The sequence below is a fragment of the Pseudomonas sp. TWRC1-2 genome (assembly GCF_049896685.1).
Lineage (GTDB): Bacteria > Pseudomonadota > Gammaproteobacteria > Pseudomonadales > Pseudomonadaceae > Aquipseudomonas.
In genome coordinates, this window is record NZ_JAFCUU010000004.1 from 531,994 (window position 1) to 545,957 (window position 13,964).

Annotated in this window: 16 protein-coding genes; 5 read left to right on the forward strand and 11 right to left on the reverse strand. The window is 62.0% G+C overall.

From position 1 onward, the window contains the following. Nucleotides 1-19 precede the first annotated feature (19 nt). The 3 genes from ACP7B3_RS15085 (at nucleotide 20) to ACP7B3_RS15095 (ending at nucleotide 2,202) form a co-directional block, all read left to right on the forward strand. Nucleotides 20-913: a LysR family transcriptional regulator gene (locus ACP7B3_RS15085; RefSeq protein WP_416364212.1), complete on the forward strand. Its 894-nt coding sequence runs from the start codon at nucleotides 20-22 to the stop codon at nucleotides 911-913. A gap of 248 nt (nucleotides 914-1,161) precedes the next feature. Beyond that, complete coding sequence (locus tag ACP7B3_RS15090) at nucleotides 1,162-1,662, forward strand: methylated-DNA--[protein]-cysteine S-methyltransferase (protein ID WP_145162851.1); 501 nt, start codon at nucleotides 1,162-1,164, stop codon at nucleotides 1,660-1,662. 114 nt (nucleotides 1,663-1,776) lie between these two features. After that, a complete protein-coding gene (locus ACP7B3_RS15095; RefSeq protein ID WP_145162849.1) occupies nucleotides 1,777-2,202 on the forward strand; it encodes a low affinity iron permease family protein in 426 nt (141 codons plus the stop codon). A gap of 54 nt (nucleotides 2,203-2,256) precedes the next feature. Here the strand turns inward: ACP7B3_RS15095 and ACP7B3_RS15100 are convergent, their stop codons facing one another. From ACP7B3_RS15100 to ACP7B3_RS15115, 4 genes are all read right to left on the reverse strand, one after another. Continuing rightward, a complete protein-coding gene (locus ACP7B3_RS15100; protein WP_106577041.1) occupies nucleotides 2,257-2,784 on the reverse strand; it encodes a DUF4142 domain-containing protein in 528 nt (175 codons plus the stop codon). Between the two features lie 119 nt (nucleotides 2,785-2,903). Continuing rightward, nucleotides 2,904-3,545, reverse strand: a complete 642-nt coding sequence (locus ACP7B3_RS15105; protein WP_145162847.1) for a LysE family translocator — start codon at nucleotides 3,543-3,545, stop codon at nucleotides 2,904-2,906. A 53-nt stretch (nucleotides 3,546-3,598) separates the two neighbouring features. Then, the gene (fos, locus tag ACP7B3_RS15110; RefSeq protein WP_426179438.1) at nucleotides 3,599-4,009 is read right to left on the reverse strand and encodes a fosfomycin resistance glutathione transferase; all 411 of its coding nucleotides are present in this window, start codon (nucleotides 4,007-4,009) and stop codon (nucleotides 3,599-3,601) included. 27 nt (nucleotides 4,010-4,036) lie between these two features. Next, complete coding sequence (locus ACP7B3_RS15115) at nucleotides 4,037-4,942, reverse strand: LysR family transcriptional regulator (protein ID WP_426179440.1); 906 nt, start codon at nucleotides 4,940-4,942, stop codon at nucleotides 4,037-4,039. Between the two features lie 77 nt (nucleotides 4,943-5,019). On the opposite strand from ACP7B3_RS15115, the gene ACP7B3_RS15120 reads away from it, so the two are divergent. Further along, nucleotides 5,020-5,508, forward strand: a complete 489-nt coding sequence (locus ACP7B3_RS15120) for a DMT family transporter (RefSeq protein WP_242194130.1) — start codon at nucleotides 5,020-5,022, stop codon at nucleotides 5,506-5,508. Here the strand turns inward: ACP7B3_RS15120 and ACP7B3_RS15125 are convergent, their stop codons facing one another. From ACP7B3_RS15125 to yiaY, 6 genes are all read right to left on the reverse strand, one after another. Beyond that, entirely contained in the window at nucleotides 5,509-6,840 is a 1,332-nt protein-coding gene (locus ACP7B3_RS15125; protein WP_426179442.1) for an MFS transporter, read from the reverse strand. Nucleotides 6,841-6,899: 59 nt separating this feature from the next. Next, nucleotides 6,900-7,841 carry a hydroxymethylglutaryl-CoA lyase gene (locus ACP7B3_RS15130; protein WP_426179444.1) on the reverse strand — a complete coding sequence of 314 codons (942 nt, stop codon included), beginning with the start codon at nucleotides 7,839-7,841 and terminating at the stop codon, nucleotides 6,900-6,902. Beyond that, nucleotides 7,838-9,031, reverse strand: a complete 1,194-nt coding sequence (locus tag ACP7B3_RS15135) for a CaiB/BaiF CoA transferase family protein (RefSeq protein WP_426179446.1) — start codon at nucleotides 9,029-9,031, stop codon at nucleotides 7,838-7,840. Before ACP7B3_RS15135 ends, ACP7B3_RS15130 begins: the two co-directional genes overlap by 4 nt. A 218-nt stretch (nucleotides 9,032-9,249) precedes the next feature. Then, nucleotides 9,250-10,161 carry a LysR family transcriptional regulator gene (locus ACP7B3_RS15140; protein ID WP_426179448.1) on the reverse strand — a complete coding sequence of 304 codons (912 nt, stop codon included), beginning with the start codon at nucleotides 10,159-10,161 and terminating at the stop codon, nucleotides 9,250-9,252. Then, nucleotides 10,161-10,835, reverse strand: coding sequence for an NAD(P)H-binding protein (locus tag ACP7B3_RS15145; protein WP_145162831.1), 675 nt, complete (start codon nucleotides 10,833-10,835; stop codon nucleotides 10,161-10,163). Before ACP7B3_RS15145 ends, ACP7B3_RS15140 begins: the two co-directional genes overlap by 1 nt. Nucleotides 10,836-10,927: 92 nt before the next feature. After that, nucleotides 10,928-12,076 carry an L-threonine dehydrogenase gene (gene yiaY, locus ACP7B3_RS15150; protein WP_426179450.1) on the reverse strand — a complete coding sequence of 383 codons (1,149 nt, stop codon included), beginning with the start codon at nucleotides 12,074-12,076 and terminating at the stop codon, nucleotides 10,928-10,930. Nucleotides 12,077-12,199: 123 nt separating this feature from the next. On the opposite strand from yiaY, the gene ACP7B3_RS15155 reads away from it, so the two are divergent. Continuing rightward, nucleotides 12,200-13,216: a DUF4917 family protein gene (locus ACP7B3_RS15155; RefSeq protein WP_426179452.1), complete on the forward strand. Its 1,017-nt coding sequence runs from the start codon at nucleotides 12,200-12,202 to the stop codon at nucleotides 13,214-13,216. A gap of 140 nt (nucleotides 13,217-13,356) precedes the next feature. Here the strand turns inward: ACP7B3_RS15155 and ACP7B3_RS15160 are convergent, their stop codons facing one another. Further along, the gene (locus tag ACP7B3_RS15160; protein WP_242194137.1) at nucleotides 13,357-13,884 is read right to left on the reverse strand and encodes a helix-turn-helix domain-containing protein; all 528 of its coding nucleotides are present in this window, start codon (nucleotides 13,882-13,884) and stop codon (nucleotides 13,357-13,359) included. Nucleotides 13,885-13,964: the final 80 nt, after the last annotated feature.

Below are 13,964 nucleotides of genomic sequence, written 5' to 3' on the forward strand. Positions count from 1 at the left end.
TCAATACCCAAGGATCAGGATGCTCGACCTACGCAAGCTGCGTTACTTTCTGACGGTCGCCGAAGAATTGCACTTCGGCCGCGCGGCACTGCGCCTGCACCTCGCCCAACCGCCGCTGACCCGACAGATTTCAGCGCTGGAGACAGAGCTGGGGTTCAAGCTGTTTGATCGCACCAGCCGCACGGTTTCTCTCACCGCCCAGGGTCGTTCGTTCTTGCCCTACGCGCGCGGCGTGTTGGAGCAGGTTGAATTGGCACAGGTCATCGCCGGCAAACTGGCAGCGGGCACTGCAGGCCAATTGGCACTCGGGTATGTCAGCTCGATCGCGTTGTCGGACCTGTTCAGCCAAGCGATCCAGGCCTTCGCCCAGCGCTTGCCCGATGTGCAGTTGACCTTGGTGGAGTGCGCCTCTGGCAGCCTCGGCGCGCAGGTGGCAGACGGCCGGCTGGATATCGGATTGAGTCGGCTGTTGCCGCAGACAGCAGACGTTCACGCGTTGTCGTTGGGCGAAGAGCGGCTGGTGGCCGCGGTGTCCAGCGACAGTCCGCTGGCCAAGCTGGCGCAGGTCAGCTTGACGCAACTCAGTGCGTATCCGCTGATTCTGTTCCCGGCCGACTACGGGTCGGGTCTGAACCAATCCATCGAGCACCTTTACCGCCGCCACGCCCAGCCTTTGCGCGCGGGGCCAACCGGGCGGCAGATCACCTCGATCATTGCCTTGGTGGCCGCCGCACAAGGCGTCGCGTTGGTGCCCGCCTGCACCCAAAGCCTGATGAACAAGGGCGTGACGTATCGGCCGCTGGTGGAGGCGGATGCGTGCGCGCAATTGTTGGTATTGACGCCCGCGCAAAGGAAAAATGTATTGGCTGATGCATTTCTCGCCATCCTTGCGCAGGTGTTACACAGCCGGTAATGCCTTGGAAAAAACCGTAAGACCTCGATGCAACAACACGCCGAGGCGCTCATTCAACACCGACCATCGACCGTCGTCAGACGGCATGTTCATCTCTCGGTAACGGGTATTTCCATTGGCCCAACGGGCGCCAATGGAGCGGCCAGCCCCTAGAGGAATTTGATCGCAAGAAACGCGGTTTCCAAACAGGCAGATGGCATTACAGTAGCGTCCTGGCTTTTAACACCCGCCCTTCGAGGAGCCCGCTCATGCCCTACGAATACACGCTCATGCCCTCCCCCGTCGGCCAGCTCACCCTGGTGGCCCGCGACGGCAAGCTCAACGCGATCCTCTGGGAACAAGAACGCGCCAACCGCGTACGCCTGGGCGAGTTGCGCGAGGCCAACGACAGCCCGGTGCTAATGGAAACCGCTCGCCAGCTACGCGAGTATTTCGCCGGCGCACGCAGCCAGTTCGAGCTGGAACTGGACTTCAACGGCACGCCTTTTCAACAGCAGGTCTGGCAGGCGCTGCTGACCATCCCGTTCGGCGAAACCCGCAGCTACAGCCAGATCGCCGAGCAAATCGGCAACCCCAAGGCCGTGCGCGCGGTGGGCGCCGCCAACGGGCGTAACCCCATCTCGATCGTTGCGCCCTGCCATCGGGTAATAGGCGCCTCCGGTGGGCTGACCGGGTTCGCCGGAGGGCTTGGCGCCAAACAATATTTGCTCGCGCTGGAAGGTGGACGCCAGGCAGAACTGGGCTTGTGAGGCGAACCGCGACAAAAACGTACAACTTTGTTCACCGGCGCTTTTGTAAAAAGAAATTTCAAAGAACCGCTGCGGTCCATAATTTCATCACCCACCCCTTAAGGAAAAACGGTCATGAAATTCTCCGCAGTCTCTCAATCCTTGTCCCGCTGGGCAGGCAGCGCCCGGACGTTCTATGCGGCCGTCGCGTTGATTTTCCTGTGGAGCCTGAGCGGACCCTATTTCCACTACAACGACACCTGGCAGCTGATCATCAACACCTCGACCACCATCATCACCTTCCTGATGGTCTTCCTGATCCAGAACACACAAAACCGCGACAACGACATCCTGCATATCAAGATCGACGAACTGCTGCGCGTGTCCAAGGATGCCCAGAACGCCGTGTTGAGCCTGGATGGCCTGGACCGCAAAGAACTGGAACAACTGCGCAAGCAATACCGCAGCATCGGTGACACCGGCACGGTCAGCTTGAGCTCCAGTTGTGGTGAAAGGGTCGACGATGCGCACCCCAACAAAACCGACTTGAATCAAGCCTGAAAAAAAGGCGGTTGGAAATAATCCAACCGCCGTTTTTGATTTCAGGTGACGCAATCAACCGTCGCCTTGATGACCTTTACCGTAAGTCGAGGCCAGGGCACGGGCTTTTTGCAGACGCTCTTCGAGCTTGGGCAGCGTCTCGTCCACCAGCGCTTTTATCTCAGGCACATCCGACGCCGCGCCTTCTTTCTTGAACAGGGCGATGGCGTCTTCGTTTTCCTTGACCTGCTGCGCGGTGTAGGCGGCGTCGAAGGAGTCGCCGTCCTTGAGTTCAGGCATCAGGGTTTCGGCCTTGTCGACGATCTTCTCGCGCGGGGCCACAGGCAAGTCGAGCTTCTTGGCGATGGCCGCCAAATGCTGGTTGGCCAGGGTGCGTTCGTTGATGACCTCGATGGTGTAGTCCTTGATTTCCTGGGACGACGTCCTGGCGTGGGCCATGCGACTGGTTTCGATATCGGCCATCCCTTTGGCCGAAGCCTGCTCGATGAACTCAGCAGGCGACTGGGCGAAAGCATTGCTGGCGCCGAGGCCCAGCAGCATCGCGAAACTGGCGGTGCGTAACCGGATAGCCATGCGGCTCATGATAGGTTCCTCCAGGGCAAAAATAGGGGCGGGGAAATACGCCCCGCCCTGAATTCGAATTTTCAGGGCGGCAAAGGTTTAGAAAAAACTCGCCAGCGCGACGAACGGTCGTCGTCGCCTCAGGCCGGTTTGCTGGCGAACAGGCCCGGCAACGCGTGCGCCAGGGCGTTAATGGCGAAACCGATAAACATCACGCCACACAGCCTGGTGATCAGGATTTCATGCCGCTGGTACACCGTGCGCACACGCTGGGCGCCCACCACGCCGATCAGAATCGCGTAAGCCAGCAGGCCGCCGATGAAACTCAGCAAGATCAACGACGGCAGCATTGCCCATGTCAGCAACTCGGCACGGCTGGACAGCAGCGCCGTAAAGGTTGCAACCGCCACCGGGTAGGCCTTGGGGTTGGTCAAGCCGAACAGAATGCCGTGCCAGAACGGATGGCGCGCCGCGCCCTGAGGCGCATCGCTGCTGCGGCGCTGGGTGCGAATCGCCCGCCAGCCAAGCCAGAACAAGTACCCACCGCTGAGCACGCCCAGCACATCAAAGGCACTGCTGCCGACTTCCCGCGCGCCCACAATGGCGACCAGCGCCGTACTGCACCACACCACATCACCCAGCAAGTGCCCGCACAGAAAACCCGCCCCGGCGCGACGGCCACGAGACGCGCCGATACCAAATACCGCGAGGACGCCCGGCCCAGGCGTAATCCCATAGATAAAACCCGAAGCAAGAACGGCGAGCAGCAAGGAGGGGGTCATGGACGCGACTCTGACAGGCGATTGAAGGTGCAGCGATTCTGCACGTTCTGGCGCTACGGGTAAAACTGCATGCCTGCATAAGGCTTGGCGCGGCAGGCGTGAAGGCGCGAAGCCAAGTCGCCGACATGCGCCTCGAGCTTGTACCCATCGGGGTCGAGAAAGTAGAACGAGGCACCTTCACTGCGGTTGTCGCGCCACTCCTGCAACTTGGCGTCTCGCAAGCGCGCCACCAGCGCGGCGAACTCGTGGGCGGCGGCGGTGAACGCGTAATGGGTGTAATCCGCCGCAGGTGTGGTTGAACGTGAAGGATCGAGCGACAGGCACAGCCACAAACCGGGCAGTGAGAGGTAGGCGCCCTGGTCCCAGGTGGCGTCGAGCTTAAGCTGCAGCAGCTCATGGTAGAAGCTGACGCTGCGGTTCAGGTCGGTAACGGCAAGGGTCAGGTGGTTGAAGCCTGAGAGCATGAGTGTTTTTTCCTGTGATCGATAGCCTTAGGACAGCACACCTTGCACCTGCCCAATCAGCCACTGCAACCCCGAATCGCCGCCCCGCCGTGCATGCCACGCCAGTTCAACGGCAAACGAGGGGATTTGAAACGGTGGCGGCACGGCCAGCAGATGCTGTTGATCGATGTTGAGCAAGCCCCTGGATGACACCGTCAGAATCAGGTCGGTGCCCTGGATCAGCTGCGGCGCCACGCCCCAATGCGGCAGGCTGATTGCCACATGGCGTCGTTCACGAATGGCCGTCAACGCCCGCTCGATTTCCGGCGTGCCGCTGCCGCGCATTTCCAACAGCACGTGCGGGCGCGACAAATAGGTGGGCAGGTCAAGCACGCCACTGGGCGGCAGGCTGTTGCGGTCGACCAGGCAGCTGTAATGCTCCTCAAACAAAGGCGTGGTGCGCAGTTCGGCGGGCATATCGGGGAATACCCCGGCGGCCAGGTCGATGTCGCCGTTGAGCACGGCGTCTACCATGCCTTCACGGCTGGCCTGGACGATTTGCAGGTCGATGCCAGGGGCTTCACGGCGCAGAAAGCGGACCAGCGCCGGCAGGAAAATCGCCGCGCTGTAGTCCGACATCGCCACGCGAAACCTGCGCTTGGCCGACGCCGGGTCAAACCGGTTCGGCGCCAGCAATGCTTGCACCTGGGCCAGGGCTTCAGCCAAAGGCGTCGCCAACTCCAGGGCTCGCGCGGTCGGCACCAATGTTCCGCCCTGGCGCACCAGCAAGGGGTCACCCAGCAGATCCCGCAAACGCGCCAATGCATGGCTGACTGCCGGCTGGCTCAGGTGCAGACGCTCGGCGGCGCGGGTGACGTGTTGCTCGCTGAGCAAGGCTTCCAGAATCACCAGCAAGTTGAGGTCGACGCGACGCAGATCATTCATCGGCTGCATGCTCAGCATAAGAATTTGGAATTTAAATTTGCGCGACGAATAGCCTAGAGTCCAGCAAAACCTCTGGGAGATTCGAAATGACGACGTTGCATTGGCTGGGTTTGCTGGCGCTGGCGGTGATCGCCGGGGCGGTGGTGCCGTTTCAAAGCGCAATCAACGCCAACCTCGGGCGCGGGCTCGGTCACCCGTTGTGGGCCACGCTGGCGTCACTGTTGGTGAGTATTATCGTGCTGCTGCCGGTCATTCTGGCGCTGCGTTTACCGCTGCCGAGCCTGGCGTTCATCACTCAAGCGCCGTTGTGGATGTGGGCCGGTGGGGCATTTGGCGTGTGCTTTATTTCCCTGGCGCTGATGCTGTTGCCCAAGCTCGGCGCGTCGGGGTTCATTGCCTTGGCCATGGCCGGGCAGATTCTTGCCTCACTGTTGCTCGATCACTTCGGGCTGTTCGGCCTGGTGGAGCGCCAACTGACAACGCCCCGCGTGTTGGGGGCGCTGTTGTTGATTGGCGGCGTGGTGTTGATTCAGTTCAGCAGCACGCCTGCCCGAGCGTTGGCAGCGACAGGCTGATCAGGCCTTGTCGAGCGTACGCAGCTTGTGTGGCAAGCCCCACAACAACAATGCCGCGGCCAACAGGGCGCACATGCCGATCACATACAGCGCCGGGGTGGTGCTGCCGGTGAGGTCCTTGATCCGCCCCACCATCACCGGGCTGACGATGCCGCCGAACTGACCGAGGGTGTTGATCACCGCGATGCCGCCGGCCGCACCGGCTCCCGCGCCCGCCAGCAGTTTGGGCGGCAAGGTCCAGAAGGTCGGGATCGAGGCGATGATGCCCGCGCCCAGCATGCCCAGGGCGATGATCAGGAACGTGGTGTGATCGGCAAAAATACCGGCGCTGAAAAAACCAATCGCCCCCAACACCACCAGGCCACAGACAAACTTGCGCCGCTCGCCAGTGGCGTCCGACAGCCGCCCGATCACCACCATGCTGATCGCGCCGCACACATAGGGAATCGCGGTGAGCAGGCCGATCATCACCGGGCTCTGGGTGCCGGCGCTGCGGATCAACTGCGGTGCCCAGAAGTTGAGCCCGTAGGACGCGACCTGGATCAGGAAGTAGATAAAGCCGAGCATCAAAAAGCCTGGAATGCGGATCGCCGACAGCAGCGAACCCCCGTGCTGATTCGGCTCATGCCTGGCGATTTTGCTCGACAGCAAGGTCTTCTCTGCAGGCGTCAGCCACTGCGCGTCTTCGATACGGTCTTTGAGCAACGTCAGCACCAGAAATCCCAGGCAGATGCAGGGCAAGCCGCCGAGCAGAAACAACCAGTGCCAGCCGCGCATTTGCAACACGCCGTCCAGATGTTCCAACACCAGCCCCGAGAACGGCGCGCCGACCAACCCCGCGAAGGCCGAAGCCAGGAACAGCAGCGAGGTGATGCGCCCACGAAAGTGCTGCGGGAACCACAAGGTCAGGTAATACAGCACGCCCGGCGCGAAGCCAGCTTCCATGGCGCCGATGATGAAACGCAGGCCGTAGAACTGCCACTCGGCGGTGACAAACACCATGGCCGCCGTGGCCAGGCCCCACGACATCATGATCCGCGCGATCCAGCGCCGCGCGCCGACCTTGTACAGCATCATGTTGCTCGGCACTTCGAAGATCACATAGCCGACCACAAACAGCCCGGCACCCAGGCCGTAAGCGGTGTCGCTCAGGCTCAGGTCGGTTTGCAGTTGGAACTTGGCGAAGCTGATGTTGATGCGGTCAAAAAACGCGAACAGGTAGCACACCATGATCAGCGGCATCAGGCGCCAGGCGACCTTGCTGACCAGGGCTTTTTCAGCATCGATCTCGGCGGCCGGGCGCGCGCCGGCCTCTAACGTATTAGTGCTCATGCTTTCTCTCCAGCGGGCTGCTCAACGGCGCCCGATTGTTTTTGTTGTCTGGTGCGGTGTTACAGCGTGGCGATGTAAGCGGGCGGCGGATGCAGGTCGCAATTGCGCCCGGCCTTGGCCACCTGGCCGGGCAGCTCATGGCCAAGCAGCGCCGGCAGTCGGCGGGACATTTGCAGCAGGTGCGGCAGGTCGATCCCGGTAGTAATCCCAACCTCCTCGCACAGGTTGACCAGGTCTTCGGTACAGATATTGCCCGACGCCCCCGGCGCGAACGGGCAGCCGCCAAGGCCGCCCAAGGCCGCATCAAATCGGCGCGCGCCGGCCTCGTAAGCCGCCAGCACATTGCACAAGCCCAGGCCGCGGGTGTTGTGAAAATGCAGGGTCAGATCGCAGGCTGGCACATGCTGCAATACCCGTTTGACCAGGCGCTCAACTTGGCGCGGGTTGGCCATGCCGGTGGTGTCGGCCAGGGTGATGCCCTGGATGCCCAACGCGCGATAGGCATCGACGATTTGCAGCACGCGGTCTTCATCAATCGTGCCTTCGAACGGGCAACCGAAGGTGGTGGCGATGCTGCCGTTGAGGCGTACCGGGTAGTCGGCGGCAACGCTGACGATGTCTTCAAAGGCCGCCAACGAGGCCTCGCAACGCATGCGCATATTTGCCAGGTTGTGGGTCTGGCTGGCGGACATCACCAGGTTCAACTCATCGGCGCGGGACTCGATGGCGCGCAGGGCGCCCTTGAGGTTGGGGATCAGCGCCACATAGATCACCCCGGGTTTGCGCGCGATGCCCTGGAACACTTGCTCGCCATCACGCAATGCGGGAATGGCTTTGGGCGAGACGAATGAACCGGCTTCGATCCGCGAAAACCCGGCCAGCGACAGCTGGTCGATCAACGCGATTTTGTCGGCTGTCTCGACCCAGGTCGGCTCGATCTGCAGGCCATCGCGCGGGGACACTTCCTGCACGATCAGCGGGTCGCAATACTCGGTGATCATTGCACCACTCCAGAGGTTTTCAGGCGTTGGATATCGGTATCGGTCAGGCCGAGGCTGCCGAGGATGTCGTCGGTGTGCTGGCCCAGGGTCGGGCCTTGCCAGTTCACCGCGCCGGGAGTTTCGGACAGCTTGGGCACGATGCCGGGCATTTTTACCGACACGCCGCCAGGCAGTTCGGCATTGAGCAGCATGTCGCGCGCCCGGTAATGCGGGTCGCTGACGATATCGGCCACCGAATAGATGCGCCCGGCCGGCACCTCGGCAGCCTCCAGGGCGCTGAGCACCTGGTCGATGGGCAAGCTGCTGGTCCAGTGGGTGATCGCCGCGTCGAGCAAAGCACTTTTCGCCGCGCGGCCATCGTTATGGGCAAACTCCGGCGCGTCGGCGAGGTCGGCGCGGCCGATGGTGGTCATCAAACGCTTGTAGATCGGGTCACTGTTACCGGCGATCACCACATAGGCACCGTCGGCGGTCAGGTAGGTATTGGACGGCGCGATGCCGGGCAAGGCGCCGCCGCTGCGCTCGCGCACATGGCCGAGCATGTCGTATTCAGGCACCAGGCTTTCCATGAGGTTGAACACGCTTTCGGCCAACGACACATCGACAATCTGCCCGTCGCCCTGCCCGGTCTTGACCCGCAGCAGCGACATCAGCGCGCCGATCACACCGTGCAGTGACGCGAGGGAGTCGCCCAGGCTCACGCCCACCCGCGCCGGTGGCGAATCCGGGTTGCCGGTGGTGTAGCGGATGCCGCCCATGGCCTCGCCGATGGCCCCGAAGCCCGGGCGGTCGCGGTAGGGGCCGGTCTGGCCGTAGCCAGAGATGCGCACCAGGGTCAGCTTGGGGTTGAGGGCGTGCAACACGTCCCAGCCCAGGCCGAGTTTTTCCAGGCCACCGGGGCGCAGGTTTTCGATCAGCACGTCGGCGTCGCCGAGCAATTGCTTGATCAAACCCAGGCCTTCCGGGGACTTGAGGTCCAACGCCAGGGACTTCTTGTTGCGCGATTGCAGGTACCACCACAGCGAAGTGCCTTCGTGCAGCTTTCGCCATTTACGAAGCGGGTCGCCCTGACCCAGGGCTTCGATCTTGATCACCTCGGCGCCAAACTCGGCCATCAGCCGGGCGGCGAACGGCGCGGCAATCAGGGTGCCGATCTCAATCACCTTGATACCGCTCAATGGAGCCGTCATGGGGTGTGCCTCTTATTCTTGGAATGTGAGGCCAAGGCTAGAGGACAGCCGTGGGAGAAATCCAACCGTCAGTTGGCAAGCAGCGTTCGTGGATTGCGAACGGCTACGCCCTGTCGGCGCCCATCAGATCGCTCTCGCGGGCAAGCCCGGCTCCCACAGATGAGCGGGTTTCCATTTGGGAGCCGGGCTCGCTCGCGGTGAGGCCGTGCGTGTCTGAATTACGCTTGCGTCCCGCGCAGGTATTCAAACAGCAGGCGACTCACCGGCGACAGCTGCGCCTGGTCCCGTATCACCACAATCAAACTGCGATCCGACCAGGCATCCGTGAGCGGCACCGCGTGCAACCCCAACGCGCGGCCGAACAGCTCGTAAGCTTTTTGCGGCAGGATGCCGATGCCCATGTTCGCCTGAACCATCCGGCACATCGCATCAAACCCTGGCACGTGGATGCGCAGGCGCAGCATCTTGCCGGCCTCGCGCGCGGCCGCGTGGGTGCGCATATTGATCGAGCTGGCGGCATGCAGGCCAACGTAATCGCTGTCGAGTGTTTCGGCGAACGCCAGGGTTTCGCGTGCGGCCAACGGATGCGCCGCCGGCATCAGTACCACCAGTTTGTCGTGGCGATAGGTCACGCTGGGCAGGCCTTTGGTGTCAGCGTCACTGGAACAGATCCCAAGGTCGGCCACGCCGTCCAGCACGCCCTGTACCACGCCATTGCTGGGGCGTTCTTCCAGGTCGGTTTTCACCTCGGGGTGCAGCGCGCAAAAGCCCCGCAAGTCTTCCGGCAGAAACTGAATGATCGCCGACAGATTGGCCAGCATGCGCACATAACCGCGCACGCCGTGGCTGTGCTCGCCCAGTTCCAGGCCCATTTTTTCGACGTTGAACAGCATCTGCCGCGCATGGTGCAACAGGGTTTCGCCCGCCGCCGTCAGGTCCATGCCCTTGGCCCGGCGCACAAACAGGCTGACGCCCAGCACCTGTTCCAGCTCCATCAGCCGCTTGCTCGCGGCCGACACCGCGATGGCTTCACGGGCTGCCGCGCGAGTCAACGTGCCCTCTTCAAACACCGCAACGAACAGCTGCAAGGTGATCAGATCCAGGCGACGCACCAGGCTCTTGTGCAACATCAACTGCGCTCGGCGGCCAGGCGATTGATCTCGGCCTGCTCCACCACCGCGTTTGGCGCGCCATGGCGCACGGCCGCCAACATGGCCTGGCCGACGGTCTCGGTGCTCACTACCCAGGCGGGTTTGAGCCGGCGCACAAACGTGAGCAGCGGCCCGAGCACGGAATAAAAGGATTGGTACAACGGCGTTTTCGAGCGCACGCCATGCAGCGGCTGGATCACCCCCGGCCGAAACAGGTACACCGCCTTGAACGGCAAGCGCAGCAAGGCGTTTTCGGTTTTGCCCTTGACCCGCGCCCACATCGACTTGCCCGCTTCGGAGCTGTCGGTGCCGGCGCCGGACACGTAGATAAAGGTCATCTGTGGGTTGAGCCGCGCCAGGGTACTGGCGGCGACCAGGGTCAGGTCATAGGTGAGGTGGGTGTACCTGGTTTCATTCATGCCCGCTGACGAAACGCCGAGGCAGAAGAAGCACGCATCGAACCCCTGCAGCAAGTTTTCCAGTGGCTGGAAATCCAGCATGTCGCTGTGCAGCACCTGATGCAGCTTGCCGTGTTCCTGGGTCAAGGGGGTGCGGCCAACGGCGACGACTTCCTGCACATCTGCGGCCAGCAGGCACTCGCGCAGCACGCCCTGGCCGACCATGCCGGTGGCGCCGAATAACAGAACTCTCATGGGGGGACCTCAGCGGCAAGCCGCAAGCTTCGTGCTCAAGTTGAATGCAGTTGAGCCTGTAGCTTATCGCTTGCCGCGTGCGACCGCCCTCTTTAGAACGCGCTGCGGAAAATCTCCTCGATCTGGCGCTGATCGGCGCGCCGCGGGTTGGTCAGCCCACAGGCGTCCTTCAACGCATTGGTGGCCAGCAGCGGAATGTCTTGCAGCTTGGCCCCCAGCTCGCGCAAGCCGGCCGGGATCTCAACCTCCTGGGCCAACGCACGGATGGCGGCGATGGCGGCCTGGGCGCCCTCTTCCTGCGTGATCCCCTTGATGTCGGCGCCCAAGGCGCGCGCCACGTCGCTCAAGCGCTTGGCGCAGACGCTGGCGTTGAAGCTTTGTACGTGGGGCAGCAACACCGCGTTGCACACGCCATGGGGCAGGTCGTAAAGGCCGCCAAGTTGGTGGGCCATGGCGTGCACAAACCCCAGGGACGCATTGTTGAACGCCATCCCGGCGAGGAATTGCGCGTAGGCCATGTTTTCCCGCGCGACCTTGTCGCTGCCGTCGCGTACCGCCAGGCGCAGGTTGGCGCTGATCAGTTCGATTGCCTTGATCGCGCAGGCGTCGGTGATCGGTGTGGCGGCGGTCGACACGTAGGCCTCGATGGCGTGGGTCAACGCGTCCATGCCGGTGGCGGCGGTCAGGCCCTTGGGCATGCCGACCATCAGCGTCGGGTCGTTGACCGACAGCAGCGGCGTGACGTTGCGATCGACGATGGCCATTTTCACGTGGCGGGTTTCGTCGGTGATGATGCAAAAGCGCGTCATCTCACTGGCTGTACCGGCGGTGGTGTTGATGGCCACCAGCGGCAGTTGCGGCTTGCTGGATTGATCAACGCCTTCGTAGTCGCCGATATGCCCGCCATTGGTGGCGCACAAGGCAATGCCCTTGGCGCAGTCATGGGGCGAACCGCCGCCCAGGGAGACCACGAAATCGCAGTGGCCGTGCTGCAACAGCGCCTGGCCTTTCTCGACGTTTTCCACATTGGGGTTGGGCTTGGCGCCATCGTAGATCACCGATTCGATGTCCTGCATCGCCAGCTTCTCGGCGATCATGCTGGCCACGCCCGCTTTGGCCAGGCCCGTGTCGGTGACGATCAGCGCTTTGCGAAAGCCGTAATTGCGGATGGCAGTCATGGCTTCGTGGAGGCAGTCGGTGCCCATGATGTTGACGGCGGGAATGAAGAAGGTGCTGCTCATGGCAAATCCTCAGAGGCGTTATGCCTACAGGATCCACCTGAGTTGGCCGCGGCATCTTGATCAGGATCAACGCCAGCTCGTGATAAAGTCACCACCCAGCCGATTTCGAGTAGACCCGCCGCAATGAAGGATTTCCAGGATATTGACGCCCACCTTGAAGACTGGAACGCGCTGCGCAGCGCTGTCGACTTCAGTGGGATTCTGATCGGCAACGGCGCGAGCCGGGTGATTTGGGAAGACTTTGCCTACGACTCGCTGTTTGAAAACGCCCGCACCGTCGAAGAAAAACCCCTCAGCCAATCCGAGCTGAGTGTGTTCGACGCCCTGCAAACCCGCAGCTTCGAGCAAGCGCTGGGCGCACTGAAAACCACCAGCCGGGTCAACAAGGCGCTGGCGGTCAGCTCGGCGGCGCCGCGTAATCGCTACTACGCGATCAAGGAAGCGCTGATCAATACCATCCACGCCGTGCATATTCCGTGGCGCCTGGTGCAACCGTCCACGCTGGCGACGATCAACGCGGAACTGGCCAACTACGCCACCGTTTTCACCAGCAATTACGACCTGCTCAACTACTGGGCCATCCTGCACACGCCGGGCATCGATGACCTGTTTCGCAGCGCCGACTCAAGCTTCGACCTGCGTAACACCCGCACCGATGCCACGCGCATTCTGTACCTGCACGGCGGCCTGCACCTGGTGCGCAACCTCGACGGCACCGCGCGTAAATTGCCGTCCACCGACAGCACGTTGCTGAGCAGTTTTGCCATCAACAACACGATCAAGACCCTGGACGACGTGCCGCTGTTTGTCAGCGAAGGCAAGGTGGAAGAGAAGCTCAAGACCATCCGCAGTTCGGACTACTTGTCGTTCTGTTATGAGCAGTTGCTCGCCCATGAAGGGGCGCTGTGCATCTTCGGCCATGACCTTGGGCCGCAGGATAAGCACCTGGTGGATGCGTTGCGCCAGGCCAGTCTGACGACGCTGGCGATCTCGGTGTCGGGGCGCAGCGATGGGTTTATTCGCCAGCAGAAGCGCCGGTATTCGGAGCTGTTCGAGGGCAGCGGCGTGACGTTGAAGTTTTTTGCGGCGCGCACGCATCCGTTGGGTAATTCGGCGCTCTCGGTGCCGGTCGAGCGCTGATCCCCCGAACAAAGAAGATCAAAATGTGGGAGCGGGCTTGCTCGCGAATGCGGTGTGTCAGTCAACTTATGTGGAGCTGACACACCGCATTCGCGAGCAAGCCCGCTCCCACACTGACTGTATCCAACCTGGAAACACGGTCATTCTTCTGAGCTGTGCACCACCACCAACAACTGCGCCTGCACCTCTCCCACCGAGCGAATCCGGTGGGGTTTCTGCGCATTGAAATGCAGCGCATCGCCGCGCGCCAGAATCACCCGTTCGCTCATGAAATCCACTTCGACCTGGCCTTCATGCACGAACAAAAACTCCTCCCCAACATGCTCCTTGAAGGTCTTGTCAGTGAACTGCGCCGGCGGGTAGATGATGAACGGCAGCAAGCTGCGCTCACTCACCTGATGGGCCAGCACCGCATAACCTGGCGCGGTGTCGGGCCGCTCGTGACTGCGCACCAGGCTGTAGCTGTCGAGGCTGACGCTGTCTTCGCTGAACAGCTCTTCGACCTTCACGTTCAGCGCCTTGGCCAGCTTCAACGCGGCCGCGATCGACGGCGTGTTGAGTCCGCGCTCAACCTTGGACAGGTAACTCTTGGTCATCCCGGATTTTTCGGCCAGGGCTTCAAGGGTCACGCCAAGTTTTTTTCTCAATAATTTCAAACGGATAGACATGTGCTGCGTTTAATCCATGCAGAAAAGCCAAGGCTGCGCCTGCTAATGACACAAAGTGTCATATAGCATCTTTAGTGTCA

Coding starts and splice junctions, on each gene's coding strand:
- ACP7B3_RS15085 (WP_416364212.1), top strand. CDS start 20: ATGCTCGACCTACGCAAGCTGCGTTACTTTCTGACGGTCGCCGAAGAA.
- ACP7B3_RS15090 (WP_145162851.1), top strand. CDS start 1,162: ATGCCCTACGAATACACGCTCATGCCCTCCCCCGTCGGCCAGCTCACC.
- ACP7B3_RS15095 (WP_145162849.1), top strand. CDS start 1,777: ATGAAATTCTCCGCAGTCTCTCAATCCTTGTCCCGCTGGGCAGGCAGC.
- ACP7B3_RS15100 (WP_106577041.1), bottom strand. CDS start 2,784: ATGAGCCGCATGGCTATCCGGTTACGCACCGCCAGTTTCGCGATGCTG.
- ACP7B3_RS15105 (WP_145162847.1), bottom strand. CDS start 3,545: ATGACCCCCTCCTTGCTGCTCGCCGTTCTTGCTTCGGGTTTTATCTAT.
- fos (WP_426179438.1), bottom strand. CDS start 4,009: ATGCTCTCAGGCTTCAACCACCTGACCCTTGCCGTTACCGACCTGAAC.
- ACP7B3_RS15115 (WP_426179440.1), bottom strand. CDS start 4,942: ATGCAGCCGATGAATGATCTGCGTCGCGTCGACCTCAACTTGCTGGTG.
- ACP7B3_RS15120 (WP_242194130.1), top strand. CDS start 5,020: ATGACGACGTTGCATTGGCTGGGTTTGCTGGCGCTGGCGGTGATCGCC.
- ACP7B3_RS15125 (WP_426179442.1), bottom strand. CDS start 6,840: ATGAGCACTAATACGTTAGAGGCCGGCGCGCGCCCGGCCGCCGAGATC.
- ACP7B3_RS15130 (WP_426179444.1), bottom strand. CDS start 7,841: ATGATCACCGAGTATTGCGACCCGCTGATCGTGCAGGAAGTGTCCCCG.
- ACP7B3_RS15135 (WP_426179446.1), bottom strand. CDS start 9,031: ATGACGGCTCCATTGAGCGGTATCAAGGTGATTGAGATCGGCACCCTG.
- ACP7B3_RS15140 (WP_426179448.1), bottom strand. CDS start 10,161: ATGTTGCACAAGAGCCTGGTGCGTCGCCTGGATCTGATCACCTTGCAG.
- ACP7B3_RS15145 (WP_145162831.1), bottom strand. CDS start 10,835: ATGAGAGTTCTGTTATTCGGCGCCACCGGCATGGTCGGCCAGGGCGTG.
- yiaY (WP_426179450.1), bottom strand. CDS start 12,076: ATGAGCAGCACCTTCTTCATTCCCGCCGTCAACATCATGGGCACCGAC.
- ACP7B3_RS15155 (WP_426179452.1), top strand. CDS start 12,200: ATGAAGGATTTCCAGGATATTGACGCCCACCTTGAAGACTGGAACGCG.
- ACP7B3_RS15160 (WP_242194137.1), bottom strand. CDS start 13,884: ATGTCTATCCGTTTGAAATTATTGAGAAAAAAACTTGGCGTGACCCTT.